38 protein-coding genes are annotated in these 22,173 nt (G+C 58.3%); 26 read left to right on the top strand and 12 right to left on the bottom strand.

Annotation, left to right across the window (positions count from 1 at the left end; all coding sequences use genetic code 11):
- Positions 1-10: 10 nt before the first annotated feature.
- From LB553_RS00880 to LB553_RS00930, 11 genes are all read right to left on the bottom strand, one after another.
- Positions 11-634, bottom strand: a complete 624-nt coding sequence (locus tag LB553_RS00880; RefSeq protein ID WP_224509530.1) for a hypothetical protein — start codon at positions 632-634, stop codon at positions 11-13.
- The gene (locus tag LB553_RS00885; RefSeq protein ID WP_224509533.1) at positions 634-1,539 is read right to left on the bottom strand and encodes an ATP-binding protein; all 906 of its coding nucleotides are present in this window, start codon (positions 1,537-1,539) and stop codon (positions 634-636) included. Before LB553_RS00885 ends, LB553_RS00880 begins: the two co-directional genes overlap by 1 nt.
- A 4-nt stretch (positions 1,540-1,543) precedes the next feature.
- Entirely contained in the window at positions 1,544-1,819 is a 276-nt protein-coding gene (locus LB553_RS00890; RefSeq protein ID WP_224509536.1) for a hypothetical protein, read from the bottom strand.
- The gene (locus LB553_RS00895) at positions 1,809-1,985 is read right to left on the bottom strand and encodes a hypothetical protein (RefSeq protein WP_224509541.1); all 177 of its coding nucleotides are present in this window, start codon (positions 1,983-1,985) and stop codon (positions 1,809-1,811) included. The genes LB553_RS00890 and LB553_RS00895 overlap by 11 nt, the downstream gene beginning before the upstream one ends.
- 1 nt (position 1,986) lies before the next feature.
- Positions 1,987-2,154, bottom strand: a complete 168-nt coding sequence (locus LB553_RS00900; RefSeq protein ID WP_224509543.1) for a hypothetical protein — start codon at positions 2,152-2,154, stop codon at positions 1,987-1,989.
- Positions 2,155-2,263: 109 nt separating this feature from the next.
- The gene (locus LB553_RS00905; protein WP_224509546.1) at positions 2,264-2,512 is read right to left on the bottom strand and encodes a hypothetical protein; all 249 of its coding nucleotides are present in this window, start codon (positions 2,510-2,512) and stop codon (positions 2,264-2,266) included.
- Positions 2,509-2,829, bottom strand: coding sequence for a hypothetical protein (locus LB553_RS00910; RefSeq protein WP_224509549.1), 321 nt, complete (start codon positions 2,827-2,829; stop codon positions 2,509-2,511). Before LB553_RS00910 ends, LB553_RS00905 begins: the two co-directional genes overlap by 4 nt.
- Positions 2,822-3,253 carry an HNH endonuclease gene (locus tag LB553_RS30745; RefSeq protein WP_224509552.1) on the bottom strand — a complete coding sequence of 144 codons (432 nt, stop codon included), beginning with the start codon at positions 3,251-3,253 and terminating at the stop codon, positions 2,822-2,824. The genes LB553_RS00910 and LB553_RS30745 overlap by 8 nt, the downstream gene beginning before the upstream one ends.
- A 38-nt stretch (positions 3,254-3,291) precedes the next feature.
- Positions 3,292-3,594 (bottom strand): hypothetical protein, encoded by a 303-nt coding sequence (locus tag LB553_RS00920; RefSeq protein ID WP_224509555.1) that lies wholly within the window; start codon positions 3,592-3,594, stop codon positions 3,292-3,294.
- A 385-nt stretch (positions 3,595-3,979) separates the two neighbouring features.
- Positions 3,980-4,237 (bottom strand): hypothetical protein, encoded by a 258-nt coding sequence (locus LB553_RS00925; protein ID WP_224509558.1) that lies wholly within the window; start codon positions 4,235-4,237, stop codon positions 3,980-3,982.
- A 53-nt stretch (positions 4,238-4,290) separates the two neighbouring features.
- Complete coding sequence (locus LB553_RS00930) at positions 4,291-4,479, bottom strand: Lar family restriction alleviation protein (RefSeq protein WP_224509560.1); 189 nt, start codon at positions 4,477-4,479, stop codon at positions 4,291-4,293.
- A 122-nt stretch (positions 4,480-4,601) separates the two neighbouring features.
- Between LB553_RS00930 and LB553_RS00935 the strand changes: the two genes are divergently transcribed.
- Positions 4,602-4,940: a hypothetical protein gene (locus tag LB553_RS00935; protein ID WP_224509564.1), complete on the top strand. Its 339-nt coding sequence runs from the start codon at positions 4,602-4,604 to the stop codon at positions 4,938-4,940.
- A gap of 113 nt (positions 4,941-5,053) precedes the next feature.
- Here the strand turns inward: LB553_RS00935 and LB553_RS00940 are convergent, their stop codons facing one another.
- On the bottom strand, positions 5,054-5,707 hold the full coding sequence (locus tag LB553_RS00940) for a LexA family protein (protein ID WP_224509568.1): 654 nt from the start codon (positions 5,705-5,707) through the stop codon (positions 5,054-5,056).
- 96 nt (positions 5,708-5,803) lie between these two features.
- Here LB553_RS00940 and LB553_RS00945 point away from each other — a divergent pair, with 96 nt between their 5' ends.
- From LB553_RS00945 to LB553_RS01065, 25 genes are all read left to right on the top strand, one after another.
- Positions 5,804-6,022, top strand: coding sequence for a hypothetical protein (locus LB553_RS00945; protein ID WP_224509570.1), 219 nt, complete (start codon positions 5,804-5,806; stop codon positions 6,020-6,022).
- Positions 6,019-6,639: a DUF2312 domain-containing protein gene (locus LB553_RS00950; RefSeq protein WP_224509573.1), complete on the top strand. Its 621-nt coding sequence runs from the start codon at positions 6,019-6,021 to the stop codon at positions 6,637-6,639. The genes LB553_RS00945 and LB553_RS00950 overlap by 4 nt, the downstream gene beginning before the upstream one ends.
- Positions 6,640-6,688: 49 nt before the next feature.
- A complete protein-coding gene (locus LB553_RS00955; RefSeq protein ID WP_224509577.1) occupies positions 6,689-6,901 on the top strand; it encodes a hypothetical protein in 213 nt (70 codons plus the stop codon).
- 201 nt (positions 6,902-7,102) lie between these two features.
- The gene (locus LB553_RS00960) at positions 7,103-7,657 is read left to right on the top strand and encodes a hypothetical protein (protein ID WP_224509582.1); all 555 of its coding nucleotides are present in this window, start codon (positions 7,103-7,105) and stop codon (positions 7,655-7,657) included.
- Positions 7,629-8,069 carry a hypothetical protein gene (locus LB553_RS00965; RefSeq protein WP_224509585.1) on the top strand — a complete coding sequence of 147 codons (441 nt, stop codon included), beginning with the start codon at positions 7,629-7,631 and terminating at the stop codon, positions 8,067-8,069. The genes LB553_RS00960 and LB553_RS00965 overlap by 29 nt, the downstream gene beginning before the upstream one ends.
- Before the next feature lie 2 nt (positions 8,070-8,071).
- The gene (locus LB553_RS00970; protein ID WP_224509588.1) at positions 8,072-9,088 is read left to right on the top strand and encodes a hypothetical protein; all 1,017 of its coding nucleotides are present in this window, start codon (positions 8,072-8,074) and stop codon (positions 9,086-9,088) included.
- A 3-nt stretch (positions 9,089-9,091) separates the two neighbouring features.
- A complete protein-coding gene (locus tag LB553_RS00975; protein WP_224509591.1) occupies positions 9,092-9,817 on the top strand; it encodes a ParB N-terminal domain-containing protein in 726 nt (241 codons plus the stop codon).
- Positions 9,814-9,996 (top strand): hypothetical protein, encoded by a 183-nt coding sequence (locus LB553_RS00980; RefSeq protein WP_224509594.1) that lies wholly within the window; start codon positions 9,814-9,816, stop codon positions 9,994-9,996. Before LB553_RS00975 ends, LB553_RS00980 begins: the two co-directional genes overlap by 4 nt.
- A complete protein-coding gene (locus LB553_RS00985; protein ID WP_224509597.1) occupies positions 9,993-10,982 on the top strand; it encodes a DNA-methyltransferase in 990 nt (329 codons plus the stop codon). Before LB553_RS00980 ends, LB553_RS00985 begins: the two co-directional genes overlap by 4 nt.
- The gene (locus tag LB553_RS00990) at positions 10,979-11,335 is read left to right on the top strand and encodes an endonuclease (RefSeq protein ID WP_224509602.1); all 357 of its coding nucleotides are present in this window, start codon (positions 10,979-10,981) and stop codon (positions 11,333-11,335) included. The genes LB553_RS00985 and LB553_RS00990 overlap by 4 nt, the downstream gene beginning before the upstream one ends.
- Before the next feature lie 44 nt (positions 11,336-11,379).
- Entirely contained in the window at positions 11,380-11,889 is a 510-nt protein-coding gene (locus tag LB553_RS00995) for a phage N-6-adenine-methyltransferase (protein ID WP_224509605.1), read from the top strand.
- On the top strand, positions 11,886-12,560 hold the full coding sequence (locus LB553_RS01000) for an HNH endonuclease (RefSeq protein ID WP_224509608.1): 675 nt from the start codon (positions 11,886-11,888) through the stop codon (positions 12,558-12,560). Before LB553_RS00995 ends, LB553_RS01000 begins: the two co-directional genes overlap by 4 nt.
- A 276-nt stretch (positions 12,561-12,836) precedes the next feature.
- Positions 12,837-13,325, top strand: a complete 489-nt coding sequence (locus LB553_RS01005; RefSeq protein ID WP_224509611.1) for a hypothetical protein — start codon at positions 12,837-12,839, stop codon at positions 13,323-13,325.
- A complete protein-coding gene (locus LB553_RS01010; protein WP_224509614.1) occupies positions 13,325-13,501 on the top strand; it encodes a hypothetical protein in 177 nt (58 codons plus the stop codon). Before LB553_RS01005 ends, LB553_RS01010 begins: the two co-directional genes overlap by 1 nt.
- On the top strand, positions 13,498-14,259 hold the full coding sequence (locus LB553_RS01015; protein WP_224509617.1) for a hypothetical protein: 762 nt from the start codon (positions 13,498-13,500) through the stop codon (positions 14,257-14,259). The genes LB553_RS01010 and LB553_RS01015 overlap by 4 nt, the downstream gene beginning before the upstream one ends.
- Positions 14,260-14,372: 113 nt before the next feature.
- Positions 14,373-14,582: a hypothetical protein gene (locus LB553_RS01020; RefSeq protein WP_224509621.1), complete on the top strand. Its 210-nt coding sequence runs from the start codon at positions 14,373-14,375 to the stop codon at positions 14,580-14,582.
- 35 nt (positions 14,583-14,617) lie between these two features.
- Complete coding sequence (gene nusG / locus LB553_RS01025; protein ID WP_224509624.1) at positions 14,618-15,268, top strand: transcription termination/antitermination protein NusG; 651 nt, start codon at positions 14,618-14,620, stop codon at positions 15,266-15,268.
- Between the two features lie 264 nt (positions 15,269-15,532).
- Entirely contained in the window at positions 15,533-15,760 is a 228-nt protein-coding gene (locus LB553_RS01030; protein WP_224509627.1) for a hypothetical protein, read from the top strand.
- 300 nt (positions 15,761-16,060) lie between these two features.
- Entirely contained in the window at positions 16,061-16,255 is a 195-nt protein-coding gene (locus LB553_RS01035; protein WP_224509630.1) for a hypothetical protein, read from the top strand.
- An 82-nt stretch (positions 16,256-16,337) separates the two neighbouring features.
- Positions 16,338-17,231, top strand: a complete 894-nt coding sequence (locus tag LB553_RS01040) for a hypothetical protein (RefSeq protein ID WP_224509633.1) — start codon at positions 16,338-16,340, stop codon at positions 17,229-17,231.
- Positions 17,228-17,521: a hypothetical protein gene (locus LB553_RS01045; RefSeq protein ID WP_224509636.1), complete on the top strand. Its 294-nt coding sequence runs from the start codon at positions 17,228-17,230 to the stop codon at positions 17,519-17,521. Before LB553_RS01040 ends, LB553_RS01045 begins: the two co-directional genes overlap by 4 nt.
- 570 nt (positions 17,522-18,091) lie before the next feature.
- The gene (locus tag LB553_RS01050) at positions 18,092-18,460 is read left to right on the top strand and encodes a hypothetical protein (RefSeq protein WP_224509639.1); all 369 of its coding nucleotides are present in this window, start codon (positions 18,092-18,094) and stop codon (positions 18,458-18,460) included.
- Between the two features lie 142 nt (positions 18,461-18,602).
- Positions 18,603-20,039 carry a terminase large subunit gene (locus LB553_RS01055; RefSeq protein ID WP_224509642.1) on the top strand — a complete coding sequence of 479 codons (1,437 nt, stop codon included), beginning with the start codon at positions 18,603-18,605 and terminating at the stop codon, positions 20,037-20,039.
- A gap of 11 nt (positions 20,040-20,050) precedes the next feature.
- Positions 20,051-20,680 (top strand): HK97 family phage prohead protease, encoded by a 630-nt coding sequence (locus LB553_RS01060; RefSeq protein ID WP_224509645.1) that lies wholly within the window; start codon positions 20,051-20,053, stop codon positions 20,678-20,680.
- Between the two features lie 93 nt (positions 20,681-20,773).
- On the top strand, positions 20,774-22,171 hold the full coding sequence (locus LB553_RS01065; RefSeq protein WP_224509648.1) for a phage major capsid protein: 1,398 nt from the start codon (positions 20,774-20,776) through the stop codon (positions 22,169-22,171).
- Positions 22,172-22,173 lie beyond the last annotated feature (2 nt).

The raw sequence follows: 22,173 nt of genomic DNA on the forward strand, positions 1-22,173 counted from the left end.
GCCCTTTGCTCTAGCCAGCCATCAATAGACGGGCTGCTTCGGGGAGTTCTTCACGCAGATGCACCTTGGCGAACGCCAGATAGTCGGCCGCCAGCTTTTCGCAGTGGTCGTGCATTTCCGGGTAGCGGTAGGCCTTGAGCACCTGCGGTTCAGACACGCCATAGACCATCGGCTCCAGTTCCTTCAGAACGAAGATGTTCCAGCGGAATTCATTGGCGCCGAAGATGTCGAGATAGAACTTCCACTGGCACCCGTTCAGATACCGCTCGGGGTCGAACTTGCTGGTTGTCTTGTGATCGGTGACGACGCGGCCTTCCACGCCGTCAACCTGTCCGGTAACGGTCAGGCCGCCATATTGCCCATAGGCGCGCATCTCCCGAATGGCGGGCAGGGAGATGGCAGCGTCGGGCAGATAGAACGTATAGTCGTCCACCTCGAACTGCGTGTGGAGGCCGTCGCCGGCGGTCTCCATGGCCTTGTGGAAGGCCGTGCCGGCTTTCATAGCCTCCGAGGGCTCATCGACGGTGATGAACTGCACCAAGTCTTCCACGGTCGGCTCTTCTTGGCCTTCGAAAAGCGGCTGCCAATTCTTCCACTGCCGGTAGGCCTCAATGTTAGAGACGCGGGCCAGCATTACGCCGCTTCCTTCTTGCTCTCGGCGTATTCGGCGCGCGCCTTGTCGAAGGCCAGACCAAGTTCCGTTGCTCGCTTGTGGAGAAGCGTCTTGCAGACTGTGCCAGCGGTGATGGCCCGGGGCAGAAGCTCATTGATGCCCGAGAGGCTTTCGACTTTGGGAAGGGCGTCACGGAACCACTGCTGCTCGGCCATAGCTTCGCGCTGGTCTTCCGTCAGTTCGTTCAGGCGAGATTTGATGCGATCGATGACGCCGGCAAGGAATCCGTCGAATTCGGGTGCCGACATGTCAGGCACGTCGAGCGGTTCCAACTGGCCCGGATTCTTGCCGAATGCTGCATCGGTCGGGGAGAACCGGAGCTGCCGTTTGCCGTTGGAGATTACAAGCCGGCCCATGGCGTCGGCGGCCTTGTAGATTTCGCCCTTCGATCCTCCCTGAACGTCCAGACGCTCGATGATGTCGTCTCCGTTGCGCTGCTCATCCATATGGGCGATGAGTACGACATCCTTGCCGAAGCTGTTCAGGAGCTTTAGGAAGGCCGTGAACCGCGCCTTGAGTTCGCCGTAGCCCTGGAGGGTGAGGGCGCCGCCACGACCATGCTTGGGGTTGATGCGGATGATGTCGGCGGTGAGCGTGTCGAGCGCGCGGCCGGCTGTGTCCACGATGACGGTATTGAATGGAGCGAGGTCTTCGGCGTTAATGCCGGCGACATCGGACCAGTCAGACACGCGTACGGTATCCTTGCGGTTCGCAGCCCGGTGACTGCCGTTATCGAAGTCGAGCAGGAGCGGCATGTCAGCAGTAAAGGCGAGAGAGGACTTCCCCAACCCGGGCGGCCCGTAAATGACTGTGTTTAGACGCTCGACTGTGATAGGCTCGGAAGCCTTGGTGATGCGCAATGCCATTGGTTTATCCTTTCCTCTGGTTCATTTTCGCGCGTTCCAGATGCCACTTGGCGTCACGCCAGAGCCGCCGCGCTTCGAGCATGCAGGACGCGTAATTCCGGTGGTTGCCGTCAGCCTCGTACTTGAGCGCGTCGGCGCGATAGCGATGAGCCAAGCGCCGTTGCGTCTGTGACAGGCTGAACCATGCGCTTGCCTGCCGAATATTGTCGTTCGCCTGTACCGGCGCATCAGCGATGGCTGTTGCTGCCTCGTACATGGAGGCCATGTGATCACGCGGCATGGCGCATCTCCTCCACCGCCGCTCTGTCTTGTGCTGCAAGATGAGCAATGCGGGATGCTTCGGTTGGGGATATGCCGGCTATGAGGAGCAATGAGCGCTCCCATGCCTGGCGTTGCGCGCGTGACAGTTCGATGTTGACGCGCTCGTCGAGTTCGTCGCGGGCCATGTCAGGCACCCTCCGCCTTGGCGATGACTTCGCGAAGCCAATCCCAATCCGGGAGAGAGCCATCTTCGACGATGCGCAGGCACCTCTTGGCTACGGCGAGCAGTTCGTAGTGGCTGTTGACTGCTCGGACGATAAACTCTGCATCTTCGGCCGGCACAATCTGGAGCATGCCCTGTGGGTGCTTCCATGCCTCCGCGCCGCCACGCCGGAGAATAGCTCCGCCATTGGAACAGGGGGCAGTGGACCACGGAGTTGCGGTATGTTCTGGACCGGTCATCTCACTCTCCCCAAATCTCATCGTCGGAAGCAGCCGGATCGACTTCCAGCATGAAGAGTTCATCCGGGCTGACGCCGCGCTTGAGTTGTGAAAGGCCAAGCTCGCCGCAGATGAATTCGCGGGTATCGGCGCCGTGGCCGTAGGCGATGCGGTATTCCGTCCCGAGCAGCTTGTTGCAGCGCTTCGTCATCACGCGAACGTCACAGCCGACTTCGCGAACAGCCTGGAAGCTGAAACCGAGCGCGTTCACTGGCGTTGCCCCGCAATTGCAGCGCGGCCTTCTGCCTTCAAAATTGCGGCGATTGGCGCATCCCAGTTCTGTTCAAGGAACCATCGCGGTCCGAGGCGCGCGGCAACTTCCTTGAGCGCAGCCAGCATGTCGGGCGCTGCCGCGATCAGGCGGGCGTTGGCCATATTCTCAGGGTGGAATTCGCCTCTTACGAGAACGGCCCCAGATACTTCGCAAACCTCAACCGTCTCGTTTGCTATCACGCACTGTTGCAGCCCGTTGTCGTCGGCGGATAGCGAAATTTCCAGGTGCCACGGTCCTGGCGTAAAATCAGACATGATTTGCCTCCCGCTGCGCGCGCCTAAAAGCTCGGGTTCCGTTCGCTTGGTTGCTCGCCCTAATGGCCGCAGAATGGGATGCGCCTCGGGAAGTTCTCCCATGGCGGGCGCGATCCTCTGCGTTTTCTTTCTGCGTACCCCACGCAAGATTGTCCGCGTTCGGGTTCAATTTATTCCCGTCGAGGTGCCGAACCTCATGTCGAATGGACGGCTTTTGCGGGAGGAAATGTTTGGCTACAAGGCTATGAACTGTGCGGTTCTTCCGCTTTCCGTCGATGATTATCCGAACGCTTGGGTAGCCATCTTTATTCAAGACCTGGGTCAGCTCGCGCTTGCCGTATCCGCGCCAGTTTGAACCGACAGAGAACACGCGACCATCACGAGTGACCTCGTAAGTCGGCGTATGCTTCACTGTCTCAGACATCTCTCGGTTTCCGTTCGTTGTGTTTGAACTGGATGGGATTAGGCGGCGTCGAGTTCGAACCGCGCTTTCTCGTTGAGAGCCGAGAGCGCTGCCTTCTTTGCCGCGATGTGCGCCTCGATGATTGGCCGCGCCAAAGGCCAAGGAACTTGGTAGAGCGTCCTGCCAGTGTCGCTTGTCGGAATGCCGAGCTGCAGGCCATCTGCCCGCCGGCCGAACGCATCGCGGATATCGACGTGGCTGCTCTTGTCCATGGTGGCAGCTATGTCAGTCAGCAGCTTCTCAGCCGTCTCGATCTCGCGATAGGCGTAAGCGATGTCGGTCGCGGTTTCCTTGCTGATCATCTGCTCATTCCCTCATGCTTGTGATAGGGTTGGAGTTAGTTCGGGGATTAGGCACGCCGCGCGATCGCTAGTGCCGCCGCTGCCTCTGTGCCTGGATAGCCGCCTGGGGCTCCATTGGCCCATGCGATCATCTTTTCCAAAGCCGCTACGAGAGCATCGATCACCATTCGGTCGTCGCTGCGTCGCTGGGCATCGAGAACTGGCGTCCAATCTTCCTGCTCCATCTTCATCTTCCTTATTGGCTGCTGATAGGCTGGGAGGGGGTGTTGCGGCTGGGGTTGGCGCTCGGGGATAGATTGGCATTCCGCTATCGGCCGTCTGCATTTCCGGCAGAGGAGAGGGTATGAATAGCGATTGTCCCTGAGCCATTGAGCGCAGTCCTCGGTCACCGGGTGCCTCCGTAGTTCCAGAGAACTTTGGCCGCGCCGCGCGGTCCAAACTTGCGCAACGAAACCGTGTCGTCGGCTTCGTTGCAGACGTAGTAGAGGGCGCGAACCTTCTTATTCTCGGCGAACTTGCGCATGGCGTCGCGGCGAGCATCCATAGCGCGAAGGCGCTGACCGCCAGCGCGAACACGTTCGGCAACCTCGGCGATGTCGATCTGGTTGGCAGGATGGTTCGGGTTGGTCGGGAAAGTCAGCATCGGTAGTTCTCCTTCGTTGAGACCAGATCGGCTTGCGCTTCTTCGTGGTCTCGTTAGTGCCCGTCGCCATCCATCTTGCGGGTGACGCGGGTGTTCCAAGCCTCGATGGCGTCGCTCTCGCTGTCCTTGGCGGGACCATCCGCATGGCAGTCCCGGCAGACCACGAAGAAGATGCTGTGGTACTGGGTCGGTTCGGTCTTGCGGGAACCGCAGAAGGGGCAAGCTTTGAGCCGGTGGGCCATCGGAGCAATTCCGTTTCTGTCCCTAATACCTACTACGGAAAAAAACGTAGTGCAAGCCCCTTTACGGAAAAATACGGAAATAGTTGTTTGGCTTGTGCGTAAAGTTCCGCTATATGGACAGCATGGTGATCAAGACACACAACCGGCCCCAACGTACGCGCGAGGGCGAGTGGTACTTTCAGCGAGACAACTGGGTGAGGGATCTGGACAAGCGAACAGACCTGCCGATTATGGCCAGGTTTGTGGGTGGATATATTGCCATGCATATCAACCGGATCGACCGGGACATGTGGCATCAACAAACTACGATGGCTAAGGAATTGGGCCTGCACAAGCAGACCATCAAGATGGCGATTCGCGCCCTCGTGGAGGCCGAATTGATCGTTGTTGAAAAGGTCAGGCGCGGCGTCAAAAAGCGCGCGGTCAATCGCTACCGGATCAACGCACCATGGTTTCTCTAGGGTACGCTACAGGACCCTAGAGGAGGGTACTCACCATGACCCCCTAATAACCGAAGGCAGAATAACAGAAGGTCTTTCTCTCTTAAGAAGGATATGGCTTAGGAGAATAAGCGCTAGAGCTTCTGGGGGTTGTAAACGCTTAAAACGATGCCTCTGATAAAAACGTCCACGCCATTGTGGCGCCGCGTCGTAATTGGCTTGTAGATCGGGTTTGAGCTGCGCGGCCGAAGGATTGTTTCACCGCTGTCGAAAGCAATCTCCTTCAGGGTCGTCTCCGATTTTCCGACCTCAACACTTTCGACATGGGCAATCATTCCGGCTTTTAGCCTGAGGCCGCTTTCGGCGAAGTCGACGCAAACGACGAATGACCCATCGGGCGCTATTTCGTCCATGCTGTCGCCGGAGACAGCAAGGGCATATTGGCGGGCGTGGGGGAATCGACGATCACGAGCGACCGGGATTGTTCCCTGGTCTTCTACGTCGAGCATATAAGTTTCAATCCAAGCTCCCGCGCGTATCGTTCCGATTACGGGGAGCTCTGGCAAATCATTTCTGAGGGGCACCTCCGTCAAGGTTAACGAGGCGTCTATGCCGCCAACCTTCTCGGCTATGCGGAGCAGATCGTCAGCTTTAAGGCTGCGCTTCCGGCCAACCAGGTAGTCGCGGATGTAGTCTTTGTCCCGGCCTATGGCGAGCGCCAGCCCAGCGGGGGTCATTCCCGCTTGTTCTATGGCTTCCGCGAGCTTTTCCGGCGTGATTCCAGACATGTACGGAACTTATCTTTTTAGGGAAATTGCCGCCATGCGTATAAATTCGCGGAACGGGGCTTGTAGGCTGCGTAGAAATACGTATACTGCAGTGCCATGGAACAAGAGCTTCGCAACCGACTATTCGAAACCGCCGCCCTTGTCACCGCCGTGACGGGCCAGACCGAGCAGACGATCGGTCTCCGGGCGATCAAGGACAACACATTTTTTCGAAGGGTGCGAGAGAACAACGCCGGCTTCACGGTCAAGACGTACGACCGGCTAATGGAATGGATGAGGGCCGAACTGACCAAGAAGCAGGAGCGCGCTGCATGAGCGACACCATCGCCGCCGGCCAGCTTCGCTCTTTCGTTGAGCGCATCGAGCGTCTTGAGGCCGAGATCAAGGAACTGAACACCGACAAGTCCGAGATCTACAAGGAACTTCGCGGCTTCGGCTTTGACGTGAAGGCGGTTCGCCAGTGTGTCACGGCTCGCAAGCTCGACATGTCCGAGCTGCAGGAGCGCAATGCGATTTTCGACATGTACTGGGAAGCGCTGACGGGCGTCTCTCGCGTGCACGTGCACGAGGAACAGCCACAAAGGCAACGAGCAGCCGAGAACCCACGGTTCGAGTCCGTGCATGCAGCAAGGGAAGCTGGTCGGCCCGCAACCTACGGTCAATTGGTGACAGCCGGAGAGACGGCGCAGGTTTCTAATTCGCAGCCAGTAACGACGGATCAGTACGCCGACGTGATCACTGCGGATAGCCCGGCTCTCGCCACCCCGGGGCCGGGCACCATTTCCGATGATGACGTGCCGGCCTTCCTCTTGAAGGATCGCGCGCCAGTCGTCCTCCGCCCTCACTGCAAAAACCCCTCACTTTGCGCCGGCACCGGTCGCCAGCATTGTCATTCTTGTTCGAGGGCTATCGCCGAAAGCGAGGCCGCATGAGCCACCCGTCTTCCCATTCATTGCCAGCCTGTTCTGTTGCGAGGGCGATATGAGCGAGATCAACACGGACATCGCGGTCTGCCCGAAATGTGATGGCGAGGGTTTCCTGATGAATCGCGGCCAGCAGATTGCGGCCGGTATTATTAGCCTCGGCCTATTCCCTCTGGTTGACGCCGCCATGAGCAATTCTGTTCGGGATAGCGAATTTTCCCGTCGCTGTAATGTCTGTCGGGGACACGGCGTTGTTCGGGTGCCGACATGACCATCAACCTCACCAAGAGAGCACAGAGGCAGTCATGAGCGGCACCAGGATTTTCGTCTATTCGCTTTTCTGGTCGCTCGGAAACGTGGTGTACGGAATCGCAACCCATAAGAGCAGTCTGGTAATTTTCAGCAGCGCTTGGGACCTTACCTGTTTTGCTTTGTCGGTCGCTCTCATAGCTCGGATCGAGGGCGCCCGCCCATGATCTTCACTGCCAACACCTCATTTCCGATGCGCGTTGCGACTTACACCCCGCACCGTAAACCCGCCGGCTACCTCATCCGCATCGGAATGCGGGCAGGGGGTAGTGAAGACCGAGTTAGTTCCTCCCCTCGGGCCGGCATTTTGTCGATTAGCCTGAACCTGCCCGCAGACCCTTTCCAATCCACTGCTTGGTTCCCCTTGAGCAGTGTGGTCGCCAGCCTGTCCTCCCTGGCTGGTGTTCGACTGGCCGGTAGCTTTGAAGCGCAGCGGACCCCTAAGGCGCTCAGCTACCGGCCAACTTTCAGCTCGCGAGACAAGGGACATTTGTCGCGGCTGATCAGAATTTGGGCCGACACCAAGTCCACTGTCGGCAAGTGTTTTTCTCTTCTTCGCGCGCTCGTCCAAGACGCCAATCAAACGGCGAGCCGCATCTTCGAGGCTTTCGGCCTCACGCCAGTTCAGTTCCTTTCGTTGATCGCCCTCAGCCATGGGAAAACCATGCATCAGAGGAGTGTTCGAGGTCATGGAAAAAGTCTCCGCAAACACGGATAGCCAGAAAATGTCAGACGTTACCTTGGCTCGATCTTACGTTGCCGACATCGGTGGAAGGGGAAAGGTAAAAGCCATCCTCAACGCCGCTTATGACCGGCTTGTTGAAATGTTCCCGCACAAGGGGAATCCAGAATGGCAATGGACCGAGAGGCGCATTCGCTCGTTCTGGTATGGGGAGGCCGCCTACGTTGAGTTCCGAGAGATGAAGGAGCTCCACGCGGCTGCCGCCAGGGCAAAAGAAGAGCATGAATTGCTCCAGAAAGCGAGGAAAGAGCATGCCTCATTCATCGAGAAAACCGCCTCTCTTCGTGCGCTTCTTGAGCACGCGGACCCGGATTTCCATCGCCCTTCGATTGAGGGATTGGGCGGCCAATTTGGCGACTTGGATAGCACCCGAGTTGGAAGAGGCTGACGATGTTGAAGACAGTGGTTTCGGGCACTGAAAAGAAAAATGGCGGCACACCCGAAAGTGCCCGCCAAGGAATTCAACTGATGCTGAACATACTCGAACGAGAGAATGACGGCAAGATTGAGCCGGAGTTCACTGATCGCATGCTGAAGGCGTCCAGGGACTACCTGGCCCGCAAGATTTCACGGGCTGAAGCCTCCGGTCAGCCGTTTGCCGAAGTTGTTACCATCGATCCGCCTCTTGCCCACCTTCTACTCCAGCGCAACCCGGCAGACGAAAACCGCAAGCTGTCGGCCTCCACTGTGGCCAAATATGCTGCCGATATGGCTGGGGGCCGCTGGCAGGGGCTTAACGGCCAGACCATCGTCATCTCGAAAGATGGATATCTGAACGACGGGCAGCATCGTCTCAACGCGGTTATATCGTGTGGCGGAAGCATTCCGTTCACGGTGGTGTTCGGCGCCGAACGCGAGAGCCGGATGACCATCGATCAGAACAAGGTCAGGACATCCGGCGACTATATCGGAATGGCGGGCATCAAGAACGCCAATAAGGTCGCTGCGATAGCCGCTCTTGTTCATGCCTATGAGACTAACCAATTGCCAAAGGGGTCAGCTGTCGGCCCCACGCACGGTGACGTGAAGCCAACGAAGGCGCTTTTGCATAAGTTCGCGCTCGCCCGCCTTCCTGATATCGAACAGGCTCTCCGCTTTGCCGACCGGAAAGACGTTCGAAAAATTGCCACCGACACTCGCATAGCCGGCGCTTTATACATCATCGCTGGAGTGGTCGGGTTCGAAGACGCGGAACAGTTCTTCGCAAAGTTTATCGACGGCGACAATCTCGGCAAGACGAGCCCGGCTTTTCAAGTTCGCGAGCGCCTTCTTCAAGAACGAATGAACGGCATGGTTCCGATCAGGCGCACGCTCGAAATCATTTTCCGTGGCTGGAATGCTTATCGTCGTGGCGAGCGCATGTCTCGCCTCACGCTCCGCAACGATCTCCCTGAAATCGAGGGCTGATCCATGAAGCCGGCCGCGCCAGAAAACATTGACGTTGACCTGATTACCATTGGTCACGGCCGCCGCCATATCGATGCAGAGGCTGTGTCTCGCCTCGCGAAGTCGATTGATGAAATCGGCCTCAGAACGCCCATCACGGTTTTGAGCGTCAATGAGGGTGAGAGGCTTGACTTGGTTGCTGGCGCACATCGCCTCGCAGCCGTCAAGTCTCTGGCGTGGCCGACTATTCCTTGTCTGGTCATAGAGGGCGATGCCCTCGATGCCGAGATGTGGGAAATTACCGAAAACCTCCTCCGCGTCGATCTCTCCAAAGAGCAGCGCGATCAGCAGATCAGGCGTTACGCAGAACTGTTGGAGGAGAAGGAAACGAGAGTAGCGGTTCAAAATGAACCGAAACTCAGTAAGCGCAATCGGACTAATGAAGGTCGCCCGAAAGGTATTGCTAAGAAGGTTTCTGAGCAAACCGGACTCAGCAAAAGCACGGTGCGTCGCGCCCTTTTCCACCCAGACCCTGAAAAGGTGGAGCAAGAAAAGGCCAAGAAGGCTCATGACAAGACCATCAAGGCGGACCTCTCCGAAGATGCGGCTGAGTTGCTGTTCGACAATTTCGGCCTGCAAGGTGTTCCGCATCTCCTAAGCCTTCTGGACGGGGCTAGTCTCAAGGAAATCATCGCCGGTCTTCGCCGTCGTCTTCATGATGCCCCCGTCTTCGACAGGAGCGCTGCATGAGACCCCGCATCGTCACCCTCGACGGCATCTATCAGCTCAACCGAGACGGCTTCTACGAGCCTGAACGAGAGGAAGAAGAAACACGCCTCTCTTGGCGCTACCTCCTCTTCTACGGCTGGCCTCTTGTGGTGGGTGTTGCTGCTGCTGCTATCACGGTGTGGAGGCACTTCGCAGGATGAGCATTCGCATCATCACTGGCGATTGCAGAGACGTGCTCGCCGGCCTTCCTGCGGGGTCTGTCGACTGCTGCGTGACCTCGCCGCCATATTTTGGTCTCCGGGATTATGGCGTTGATGGCCAGATCGGACTTGAGGAAACGCCTGACGCTTTTGTTGCTGAGATGGTGGCGGTGTTCCGTGATGTGCGGCGCGTGCTGCGTGACGACGGCACGCTTTGGCTTAACCTCGGAGACAGCTACGCCAACGACGGAAAGTGGGGTGGTTCTAGCGGCGGTAAGCACGTCACGGCGCTTCACGGCAACACTGGCGTTGGGCGGGCGAAGAAATCGACGGGCCTTAAGCCTAAAGACCTGACCGGCATCCCGTGGCGCGTCGCGTTCGCCCTGCAAGCAGACGGCTGGTATCTGCGCCAGGACATCATCTGGTCGAAGCCGAACCCAATGCCTGAAAGCGTGCAGGACCGCTGCACCAAGGCGCATGAATATATTTTCCTGCTGAGCAAGAGCCAGCGCTACCATTTCGACGCCGCGTCGATCGCAGAAGAGAGCCTGACCGACGATCCTCGCCGGCCGTACGGCTCGCCAGGCGCGAACGCGCTCGATCCGCGCGGACGGCAAGGGAACGGCGAGCGGCGCCGAGGCGTTCCGCCTCGTCATGCCGACTACGAAAGCAGCGACCAATCCGGCCTTAACCAGGTCGGACGTGGCATGGGCCGCAACAAGCGCTCTGTCTGGACCGTCGCAACACAGCCTTTCAAGGAAGCGCATTTCGCGACATTCCCGCCCGAACTGATCGAGCCTTGCATCAAGGCAGGATGCCCAGCAGGCGGCACGGTGCTCGACCCCTTCGGCGGCGCTGGCACGACCGGCCTCGTTGCTGATCGCCTGCAGCGCAACGCCATCCTGATCGAACTCAACCCAGCCTATGCCGAAATGGCACGCAAGCGGCTTTCAACAGACGCCGGCATGTTTGCGGAGGTCGCATGATCACCATCGATCTCCCGTGGCCGCCCCGCGAGCTTCATCCAAACGCCAGAGTGCATTGGAGAAGACGCGCGCGAGCAGCCAAAATGTGCCGCACGCTGGGCTGGGGAATGACGCTAACTGCCGGAGTTCGCGGGAACGACCCAGACATTCCGCAAGCCTTGAAGGTCACCGCAGTCTTCTTTCCGCCAGACGATCGCAGGCGAGACGAGGACGGCATGCTCTCGAACATCAAAAGCTATCTCGACGGAATCTCCGATGTGATCGGCGTCGATGACAGCAAATGGCAGATCGCCATCCGTCGCGAAGCCAAGAGGACAGGCGGTCTCGTCCGTATCGAGTTGGAAGCTGCCTAGACGCATTCGATAGGGCGCAATGCCCTGACTTTGAGGGATCGAAGATGAGCCATTGGGAAACCGCCGGCCAGTCCGATGAGTGGTATACACCGAAGTACATCTTTGACGCGCTCGGGTGCCGCTTTGATCTCGACGTGGCACACCCGCATAGTGTCAAGACCCATGTTCCGGCTGACATGATGTATTCAGCGGATGGCCTCGACAGGCCATGGCATGGGCTTGTCTGGATGAACCCTCCATTTGGCGGAAGAAACTCCATAGAGCCATGGCTCGACAAATTCTTCGACCACGGCCACGGCATTGCCCTAGCGCCAGATAGAACCTCGTGTCCCTGGTGGCAGACAGCCAATCGCAGGGCGAGCTTCACACTTTTCATTGCTGGCAAGGTGAAGTTCGAGCGGCCCGATGGATCGCTCGGCAAAAGTCCATCCAACGGTACAACCCTGTTCGCCGTGGGGCCAATAGCTTGCCAAGCGCTCAAGCGTGCCGAAGAGCGCGGGCTTGGGTGTCTCATGTTTCGCTATCAGGCGCTTTGGGTGAGGGCGGCTGCATGAGCCAAGCCATTCTGAATGAGCTGATGACCGTGCTCGATGAGGACTCCGCGCTGGCGATCATTAATCATCGCAACGCGAAGCCAACGAAGAAGCCATTTGACCTATATCGCGCCAAGCTAACTACGGCAGCGATAAAACGTTCCCTCGATCGAAACGCGACCATCACCGCAATGCTATACGGTTCGGATAATAAGAAGAACCTCACGGTCGAATATCTCCGCGCGGTTATCCATTACGATCCAGAAACGGGCGCCTTTACAAGGCGAGAGACTGGCGAGCGTTGTGAGAGCAAACACCTAGCTGGCTATGTTACTATTGCAGTCGCCGGACGTTCATATCTCGGCCATAGGGTAGCCTGGTTTTATGCCCACGGGGAGTGGCCCACTCATCAGATAGACCACCGAGACCGCGACCGAACCAATAACCGTCTTGATAATCTGCGGTCAGCTACCAACCAGCAAAATTGCTGGAACATGAGTTTGCCCAAACACAACTCAACGGGGGTCAAGGGTGTCCACGTTGAGCGCCGTACAGGCAAGTTTGTCGCGACAATTCGCTTGGACGGGAGGACTAGGTACCTGGGTCGGTTTCCCACATTGGAAGAGGCCGCTGCCGCCTATCGTGCCGTCGAGTTCATGCATCGCGGTGACTTCTTGGGGAGGGCGGCATGATCACCTTTGAGGATTTCTGGTCGTTGTACCCGCGCCGCGTTGCCAAGCGGGCTGCACTTAAGGAGTGGGAGCGCGAAATTCGCGCCGGAACAGACCCCAGCGAGATCATCTATGGTCTTCAAAGGCAACTCCCCTCTCTCCGGAACAAAGAGCCGCAGTTCATACCGCACGCGCGAACTTGGCTCCATCAAGGAAGATGGGAAGACGAGATTGAGGATCGACGATCCCCAGGAAATCGGAAGCGAACCATAGTTGATGCAGCGCGGGACAGGATCAATGAACTATACGGCCATAACGGAAATCACGCGGATGCTCAACGCCTTCCCGACGAGCAAGTCAGACCCGGATCTGACGCTGGACACGTTCGAAATGGCTACGTCGGGCCTCTCGTCCCAAGCCGTCATTGAGGCAGCGCAACGGTACACCATGGGCGAGGTCCATGGTCAGACCAAGACGTTTGCCCCGTCAGTGGCGGAGTTCGTGACGGAAGCTCGCCAGCGGCAGGAATACATCGAGCTGAAGGCAAAGCCGCGCCTGCCGGCACCGCGGTACTTCCCGGGCCCGCTAGCGCCCTTCCAGGTGCGCCAGGAAAAGCGCAGGGCAGAGAACGCCGATCGGCAGGTGATTGAGGCCAATGTTCCGCTAGACCGGTTCGTTGCCCTGTCTCGGGCAAAGCAGCTTCCCGTGGGCGCGGTCTGGGTGGCGACAATGGGTATTCTCGGCCCTGCGCCAAAGGAACAAACCATCATCAAAGGGGGAACGTAATGAACTTGCTTCAAGGCGCATGCGCGCTTGTCCTTTGGGAATCCGGTCGCTTCGACACGCTGGATATCGCCAAGGCGCTGAACGTTTCGGAGGCGGATGTCTGCCGCCTGTTAGACGCCGCAAAGGAGCGAAAGCGCGGCCCGAAGTTCATGGTCATAGAGGGATCGCTGGCATGAAAGAGCCCGTGAATTGGTGGAAGGCAGAAGAGGACGAGGTAATCGTCCGCATGATCGGCGAAGGAAGGTCTGGCTCGGAGATCGGGAAAATACTGGGTCGATCCAGGATGGCGGTCATCAGCCGGAATCTCAGACTCAAGGAGCGCCAGGAGCGGCAGAAGCAGAACAGGAAGCCCTATGCGAAAGTGCGCTTCACGGCCGAAGAAGACGCCAAGATCGCAGAGATGTCGGATGATTGCCGCTCCGGCAGGGAGATCGGGCTGGCGCTCAAACGGAGCGCGGCGTCCATTATCAAGCGGGCCAGAACAATCGGCAAGCCGCTGCACGCTCGGAGTGGGGCCAAGAAGCAGGAACGGCCGGAGGGAACTGTGATCCCGTTCCCAGTCAAGCAGCGCCGACCACAACATAAGCCGGCGGAGCGTCCCAAGCTGATGGTGGTATCGAACAACATCCCTCTCATGGTTGAGGATTGGCTTGCGAGGCACGGCGGCCCGAGGCGGTTCACAGCGAACGACACGACCGATCCCATCTATGTTGCCGATTATCTAAGGGAACATGGTGTAATCGCGAAGCGCCTCCGGGGGGACTGGAACTCGCCTACAGGGAAGTGGTCCGTCTCGCGAGGCACAGGGCGACCGAAAGCGGCAACGTGGTCCGACGTTCTTCGGATTGCGGATGGGTTCCGGGCCTCGGAAGGTCTGCAACCTTTCTTGGCGCCGCAACAGCAGCCCGAGCAGCAACTTCGGAGGGCAAGATGAGCCAACACGATAGAGGAGGCCGCTTGGGCGAAGGTTGATTCCAATATCGATGACTTCTGGCGCGCTATGGTAGACGCCGCGCTCTCCAACTCCAAGCACGGGGAGAGGGAGCCGTGAGCGAGAAACGGCCGGCAGACTTTTGCCCATATTGCAATAAGCACGTCGGCTACGTCGGCCGTGCGCTTGCATGGTTCTTCGGCACGCGAATCCACGGCTGCGATTTCTCGAACACCGACAGCCCGAAGCCATGGCTCATTGATCGCGAAGGCATAGTCTACAAGCCGGAGCGGCGCGTCGTGCTCAAGGCCAAAGATTCCGCCTAACCCCCATCCGCCAAGCAATATTGAGGGACAGCCGCATGACCTGGTACGCAGTCAGAACAAAGCCTGGCTCTCAACAGCCACAACGTGCCTACGAGGTCGAGACAACCCGGAGCGCGAAGGGCTATCGGCTCGTCCCCAGCTTAGATCCAAACATATCAGCGGTGGAAGTGTCCCTCAAGCGCGGCGGCTTCACCTACTACATGCCGGCTGACATGCGCGTTGTCCGCGATCGGAAGAAGACGAACGTTTGGACGAAGCGCCGGTTTGCGCTGCTCCTCGGCTACGTCTTCGTTAGTGACGCGGAGAAGGCTATTGACTGGCGCAAGCTCGAAGAGAAGACGCCCGGCGTTGAGAAGGGCGTGAAGTGCCGCGGAACGCCCATGCCGATCCCCGAAAGCGACATGGAGTTGCTTCGTGAGATGGAGGCTGAATCGGCGGAAATAGCCGAGAAAAAACTGCGCTTCTTTGAAGAGCAAGCCGCACTCAAAAGCCAAACGCGTAGGATGACATCCAGCAAGTTCCCGACCGGGACGCTTGTCAGGATCACAAAGGGGCCAGCACAGGACAAGCATGGCCATGTGACGGGTCTATCGAGAGACGGGCGCCTGAAACTACTGGTTCAAAAGCTGGAGATGTCGGTGCCGTTTGATTCAGTTGAGCTTGATTATACGGAGGCAGCGGAATGACGAATTGGGAAACAGACAGACGCGATATCGGTGAATGCCTATCATCATGGGAGCGACAATACGGTTGGTCAGAGGAAGACGCTGCGCTTGAGTTGCGTCTAACCAAACAGACCTATCGGAGAATTAAAATCGAGCAGCACCTAGTGGGCGAGGGTTGGCTTCGCCGCATGATGTGTCTGATAGATAAGGTTGGACCGGAGGATGTCTCCGAAGACGTGGAAAGGTGGCTCAATGCCCACGCATGCTCTTGAGACTGAAACCATCATGACGGCATACGACCTTGCCGGGGACTTTGAGGAGAAATGCAAGGAAGCGTCGTCCATGCAGGACATCATGTGGCTAGCGTGCGACCTTGCCCACAAAGCCATTCTCGCGGAACGCCATCGTTGTACCCTAGCCGTCACGGCTGCATTCGAGGAGCAGGGAGGACGCACAGCGCTGATGGAAGCCATATTCGAGCACTTCAATCGGCCAGAACAGGACTTGCAATAGAAATTATTCTCGCGTATATTTTCCGCAGGTGATTTGGGCGCAGGGACACGTCCCGGTCTGTCAGCGGAAATTCACCGTTCCGCGCCAAACCCTTAACTTTGCCAAAATTCCAGATCGAGACGGCGGAGCGCCAAAGCTTCGTGAAGGTTGGGGTTCGGTCCTGGCCGTTCCGTCTCGCTTCATTTGCAGGTCTTCCGGCCTCGCTGTGAACAGCATGGTCTCGGGATAAGCGCATACCCTTGAGGATGCCGCCTGCAAGCCACTATGTAGAAGAAAAAATACTGCTTTCGCGGGATTCACATGCTCGAATACCGTCACTATATTATGGGCATGAGCAACTCTTTCGACTCACTCGCGGAGATCATGCGCGAAGGCTCGAAGCCCAGCCATATCGGCTTCATCGTCAATTCCTTCCTGAGCAAGTTTGCTTCCGGTCTCGCAATTGGTGCCGGTGTTGTTCTTGTTCTGGCGATCGCAAAGGCCACCGGCCTCTAAGTGCCCCGCCAAAGGTCACGACCGATGGCCCCCTGCCGCTCCGTGCGGCAGGACTTATCATTGTCAGATGAAAGGGCATAGAATGACCCTTCGCTACACCTCAGGCGGTGCTGGCTCAGCTATTGCCGCTGCCGGCTTCAATGTCGCCGACGTAAGCTATGTCTCGGCCCTGAACGAGTTGCCAGCAGGAATGCTTGGCCTCGTCTATCTCGGGGAGAAGAGCGGCGCAACGGATGCGTTCAAGGCCAAGGTCAAGCCATTCATCGGCAATCCGAAGCTGTACGGCTTTTTCCTGTGTGATGAGCCCGATGCACGGTATGTCCCGGCTTCGCTGCTCAAGGCTGAGTCAGACTACATCCACACCACCTGTCCCGGCGCAAAGACATTCATCTCGATGAACAACATGGGTTCGGTCGCAAGCCCGAGCTTCATGAATACCTACAACCCGGCAAACACCGGTATCGATCTCTACGGCATCGGCGCCTATCCGATCAAAGCCAAGACGCTGAGCAATCCAGACTATGCGATGATCGATCGCATGGTTGCCGCGGCCCTGGCTTCCGGCATTCCGCTTTCGGCCATCGTTCCAGAGTATCAGGCATTCGGCGGTGGCAACTGGATCAGCTCAACGGGCGATGCGTTCGTTGTCCCGACTGTCGCTCAGATGCAGACCATGCTGGATCGCTGGGCCAAGCTGGTGCCGAGCCCGCAGCTCGAATACTGCTACAAATGGTCATCGCAGAACGGCGACACCGCACTCGGCACATTGCCTGAGCTGCAGAAGGTGTTCCTTGCCCACAACACTGCAACCGCCCCGGCGCCCACACCGACGCCTGTGCCAACGCCGGTTCCCGCACCGATATCCACCCTGACCATCGAAGGCCAGCCAGCCACACAGGCAGGCATTGACGCATTGGTGGCAGCTCGCAACGCTGCACAGAAGATCATCGCAAGCGTGAAGACGCTGGTGGCATGACCTGGCTGATTGGCTCGCTAGTTGTCTACGTGCTCGGCTGTGCCTTTACCGTTGGCGTTATCGGCGAGATGGGACAGCGTAACCCCAATACGATAGACGATTGTTTTTCGGGCGATTATGGGCTGGACGCGCTTATCGTATTGATGTGGCCTGTCTTCTGGCCATGTTGGACATCATATAAACTCGGTTGCGCTCTACCGCTTAGCGATGATGACGAGCAATCCAAGCAGCCATTAACCACTATCGGCTGCCCTGATCTTGGCGGCAATCCGCCCAAGGTCAGAAGGTAGGCGACGTGAAGGCGTTTCTCGTCGTCGCGCTCCTCACCCTCACAGCCTGCACAACTCAACAGCCATGCAGCTTCGACAAGTGGCTGGTCACGCCGACGTGTAGATGAGCAGGCGCCAGGATCGTAGAAGCGAAGAAGCCAAGGCATACCGCAAGCTCTACTCCACCGCACGATGGCAGGCCATTCGGGCCAAGCAACTGGCCAAGCACCCACTATGCCAGAGGTGCAAGGCCAAGGGGTACGTGGTCGAGGCAACGGTCTGCCACCACATAGACCCAGAGACAAAGAAGACAGCGTTCTTCGAAGGTCCATTCCAATCCGTCTGCGCTCCTTGTCATGACGGGCCAATCCAATCGATAGAGAAGACAGGGTTCGACACGACCATCGGATCTGATGGCTGGCCGATCGATGGCAACCACCCCGCCAACCGATAGGGGGGGGTAGTCACGACCGAAATTGAAATCGGCCCCAGACCGCTTGGGCAGTATTTTTGCCATATCTGCCCCGAAAAAAGATTACGACATAAGGATATCTTTATATGGGAGTGCGAGGCAGGAAGTCCGTTGCATCCTTGGCTGTTGCGGCGCCGATCGAGACGCTAGAGCGCCCGGATGCGCCTTACGATTTGACGGACGAGCAGGCAGACGAATGGTGGGCCGTCGTCAACAGGATGCCGGCGGATTGGTTTCCACGTGAAACGCATGGGATGCTTGCCCAGTATTGCAGGCATGTCGTCTCTGCCAGACGCGTGGCGCAATTGATCGCGGCCGAGGAAGGCAAGAAGGAAATCGAAATCCCCGTCCTGGACCAGCTCTACAAGATGCAGGAGCGGGAGGGGCGGGCGCTGTCCTCATTGGCCACGCGCATGAGGATCACGCAGCAAACGACATATGACAAGTCCAAGAAAAAGCCGCAGCAAGTCAGCAAGCCTTGGGAGTAGGTGCGCTTGCGAAGGCTGCACAAAGCCTTCGGTTCCACTTTGGAGGAGTGGCGGAAAGCTCTATTGTACTCGATCATGCCGGAACATCGGGTGGATCGAGGATAAATGCCATATTCCAGAAGGCCGCGATGTCGGTAAACCCGTGGTGCTACGAGGATGGCAGCGGGCTGAGCTAGTCAAGATCTATGACAATCCGGCCGGTACAAGGCGAGCAATTCTCTCCTTCGGCCGTAAAAATGCGAAGACGACACTCGCGGCCTTCATCCTTTTGCTCCATCTCTGCGGGCCGGAAGCAAAGCCAAACTCGCAACTCTACAGCGCGGCGCAATCGAGGGATCAAGCGGCTATCCTGTTCAATCTGGCGGCGAAGATGGTTCGCATGTCGCCAGCGCTGATCGAAGTCACAACTATTCGGGACACGGCAAAGCAGCTCTTTTGCGCTGAGTTGGGCACGTTATACCGGGCTTTGTCGGCCGAAGCGTCCACAGCCTATGGTCTTTCGCCGGTTCTGACCATTCATGACGAGTTGGGCCAGGTCAAAGGCCCGCGCTCGGAACTTTACGAGGCATTGGAGACGGCGACGGGCGCACAGGAAAGCCCGCTTTCGGTGATCATCTCGACGCAGGCGCCGACAGATGCGGATTTGCTGTCCGTCCTGATCGATGATGCGCTTGCAGGGCATGATCCAAGGACGGTCGTTTCCCTGCATACCGCTCCGCCAGAGGAAGATCCATTCGCTGAGGAGTCGATCCGCAAGGCGAACCCCGCCTTCGGTGACTTTCTCAATGCGAAAGAAGTCCTGGCAATGGCGGAAGATGCGCGCCGCATGCCAAGCCGAGAGGCAGAATACAGAAATCTCGTTCTTAATCAACGGGTTGAAGCATCAAGCCCGTTTGTGTCGCGGTCGCTATGGCTCTCGTGCGGAGAAGCACCGAAGTCGCTGAAGGGCGTTCCTGTTTACGGCGGGCTCGACCTTTCGAGCGTCAACGATCTGACAGCTCTGGTTCTGATCGGCAAAATCGATGGCATCTGGAATGTCAAGCCGACATTTTGGCTACCAAAGGAAGGACTGGCTGAGAAATCCCGCAAGGACCGCGTTCCATACGATGTCTGGGAGAAGGATGGGCATCTTAAGGCCGCCCCCGGGAAATCAGTCGACTACCGCTTTGTAGCCGAGGAAATGAAGCGGCTTTTCGACCAACTGGATATTCGCAAGATCGCCTTTGATCGCTGGGGCTTCAAACATCTGAAGCCCTGGCTACTTGAGGCAGGATTCACCGAAAAGCAGATCGAGGAGCATTTCGAGGAGTTCGGGCAGGGATACCAGTCCATCTCCCCGGCTCTGAGAGAGCTTGAGAGCGAAATCCTCAATGGGCGCATAGCTCATGGGAATCATCCCGTCCTGACCATGTGCGCGGCCAATGCGGTCGTTCAGTCTGACCCGGCGGGAAACAGGAAACTTGCCAAGGACAAGTCATCGGGCCGCATCGACGGCATGGTGGCGCTCACAATGGCGATTGGTGTTGCCCCAGCCGAGCAAACCAGGGCGCCCGAATATCAGATGCTCGTCATCGGTTAAGGACTACCAACATGAACAGAGCCTATTCCGTATTGACGGTGAAAGCCGTCGATGAGGACCAGCGCGTCATCCGCGGCATGGCCACAACGCCAACTCCAGATCGCATGGGCGATATCGTTGAGCCGATGGGCGTTGAGTTCAAGAACCCGATGCCGCTGCTCTGGCAGCATCAGGCCGATAAGCCGGTTGGGACCGTCAACTTCGGCAAGCCGACCAAGAATGGCATCCCTTTCGAGGCGTCTCTTGCACAGATCGATGAGCCAGGCACGCTGAAGGACCGCATTGATGAAGCCTGGCAGTCGGTGAAGGCAGGCTTGGTCCGGGCTGTCTCGATCGGCTTCCGGGCCTTGGAATATGCCTTCATCGAAGGTACTGGCGGCATCCGCTTTGAGAAATCCGAAGTGATGGAGCTGAGCCTGGTCACCATCCCGGCCAATGCTGAGGCCGTCATCACCACGATCAAGTCGATCGACACCGAAGTTCGCACGGCCACAGGCGTTAAGGAAGATCGCCCCGTGCCTCCCGAGATTCAGACCGACGCCGCCGCCGCGACAGGCAATACCGTTCGCGTCGTGAAGCTGAATGACCCCGCCCGCGACAGGGCCAAGCCGTTCGTGATCCGCAAGATACGAACGAGCTAGTCCGCTTTCAAACGCCCTTGGACAAGGCGCCCGCCAGCGTCGCGATGACGCCGGCCTTCCCAGCACCCGAAAGGGTCCGAAGGAGTCCCCAAAATGGCAACCATTGCCGAACAGCTCGCGGCCTATGAGGCCAAGCGAGCCGCAAATGTCGCGTCCATGAAGTCGATCATGGACAAGTCCGGTGAAGAGGGCTCGACCCTCGACGCCGCACAGCAGGAAGAGTTCGACGGCCTCAACGAAGACAACGAGGCCATCGACAAGCACATCGACCGCCTCCGCATCATGGAGAAGGTCAATGTGCAGACCGCCAAAGAAGTCAACGGCACCAATGGCCAACAGGCCAGCCAGAGCCGCCAGACTGGCCCAGTCGTCAAAGTTCTCGGTTCTCCGGCGCCGAAGGGCTCCGGCTTCGTCCGTCTTCTGTCGGCCAGATTCATGGCCAAGGAATACGGCGGCCACCCGGCCGATATCGCCATCTCGCGTGGTTGGGGCGACGATCTCGCCTCCATCCTGCGCACGCCACGCGACATCCTGCAGAAGGCAGCCGTAAGCGGCGGCAGCACGACCGACCAGGCGTGGGCCGGCGCGCTGGTAACCTACCAGAACCTGCAGAACGAGTTCATCGATCTGCTGCGCCCGCGTACGATCATCGGTCGCATCCCCGGCATCCGTCAGGTTCCCTTCAACATCAAGGTGCCGCGCGAGACGGGCGAGACGACCGCCTACTGGGTGGGTCAGGGTTCGCCCAAGCCGGTTTCGAAGGGTGCCCTCGATACCATCACGCTGGACTTCAACAAGGTCGCCGGCCTGACCTTCCTTACGCAGGAACTGCTCCGTTTCTCGGCTCCGAGCGCAGAGCAGATGATGATCAACTCGCTCACCAAGGCGATCATCAAGCTCACCGACAACGACTTCCTCGACCCGTCGAAGGCCGTCGCTACCGGTGTGTCTCCGGCCTCGATCACCAACGGCGTGACCCCGATCACGGCAAGCGGCACGACGGCGGATGCATTCCGCGCGGACTTCGCCGACCTGCTGGCGCAGTACACGATGTCCAACTACACGCTGGACGATCTGGTCATCGTCATGAGCCAGACGCAGGCTCTTCGCCTCGCTCTGATGCGCAATGACTTTGGCGGTCGCGAGTTCCCCGACCTCAATAAGGACGGCGGCTTCATCGAGGGCGTTCCTGTCGTCACGTCGGAAAACGTTGCAGCCAATGGCGGTTCGCCGGCCGATGGCCGCATCATCGTAGCCCTGGCGGCCAACTCGATCCTGATGGCCGACGATGGCGGCGTGGAGGTCAACATCTCGACCGAAGCGTCCATCCAGACCGACGATGCTCCGGACTCGCCGCAGACTGCCTCGACCTCGTTCGTGTCGATGTTCCAGACGAATCAGGTCGCTATCCTCTGCGAGCGTTTCATCACATGGACCAAGGCTCGTTCGGGCGCCGCCGTCTACATCACGGGCGGCAACTACGGCAACTGATG

The sequence above is a fragment of the Mesorhizobium sp. CA8 genome, from assembly GCF_020164955.1.
GTDB lineage: Bacteria > Pseudomonadota > Alphaproteobacteria > Rhizobiales > Rhizobiaceae > Mesorhizobium.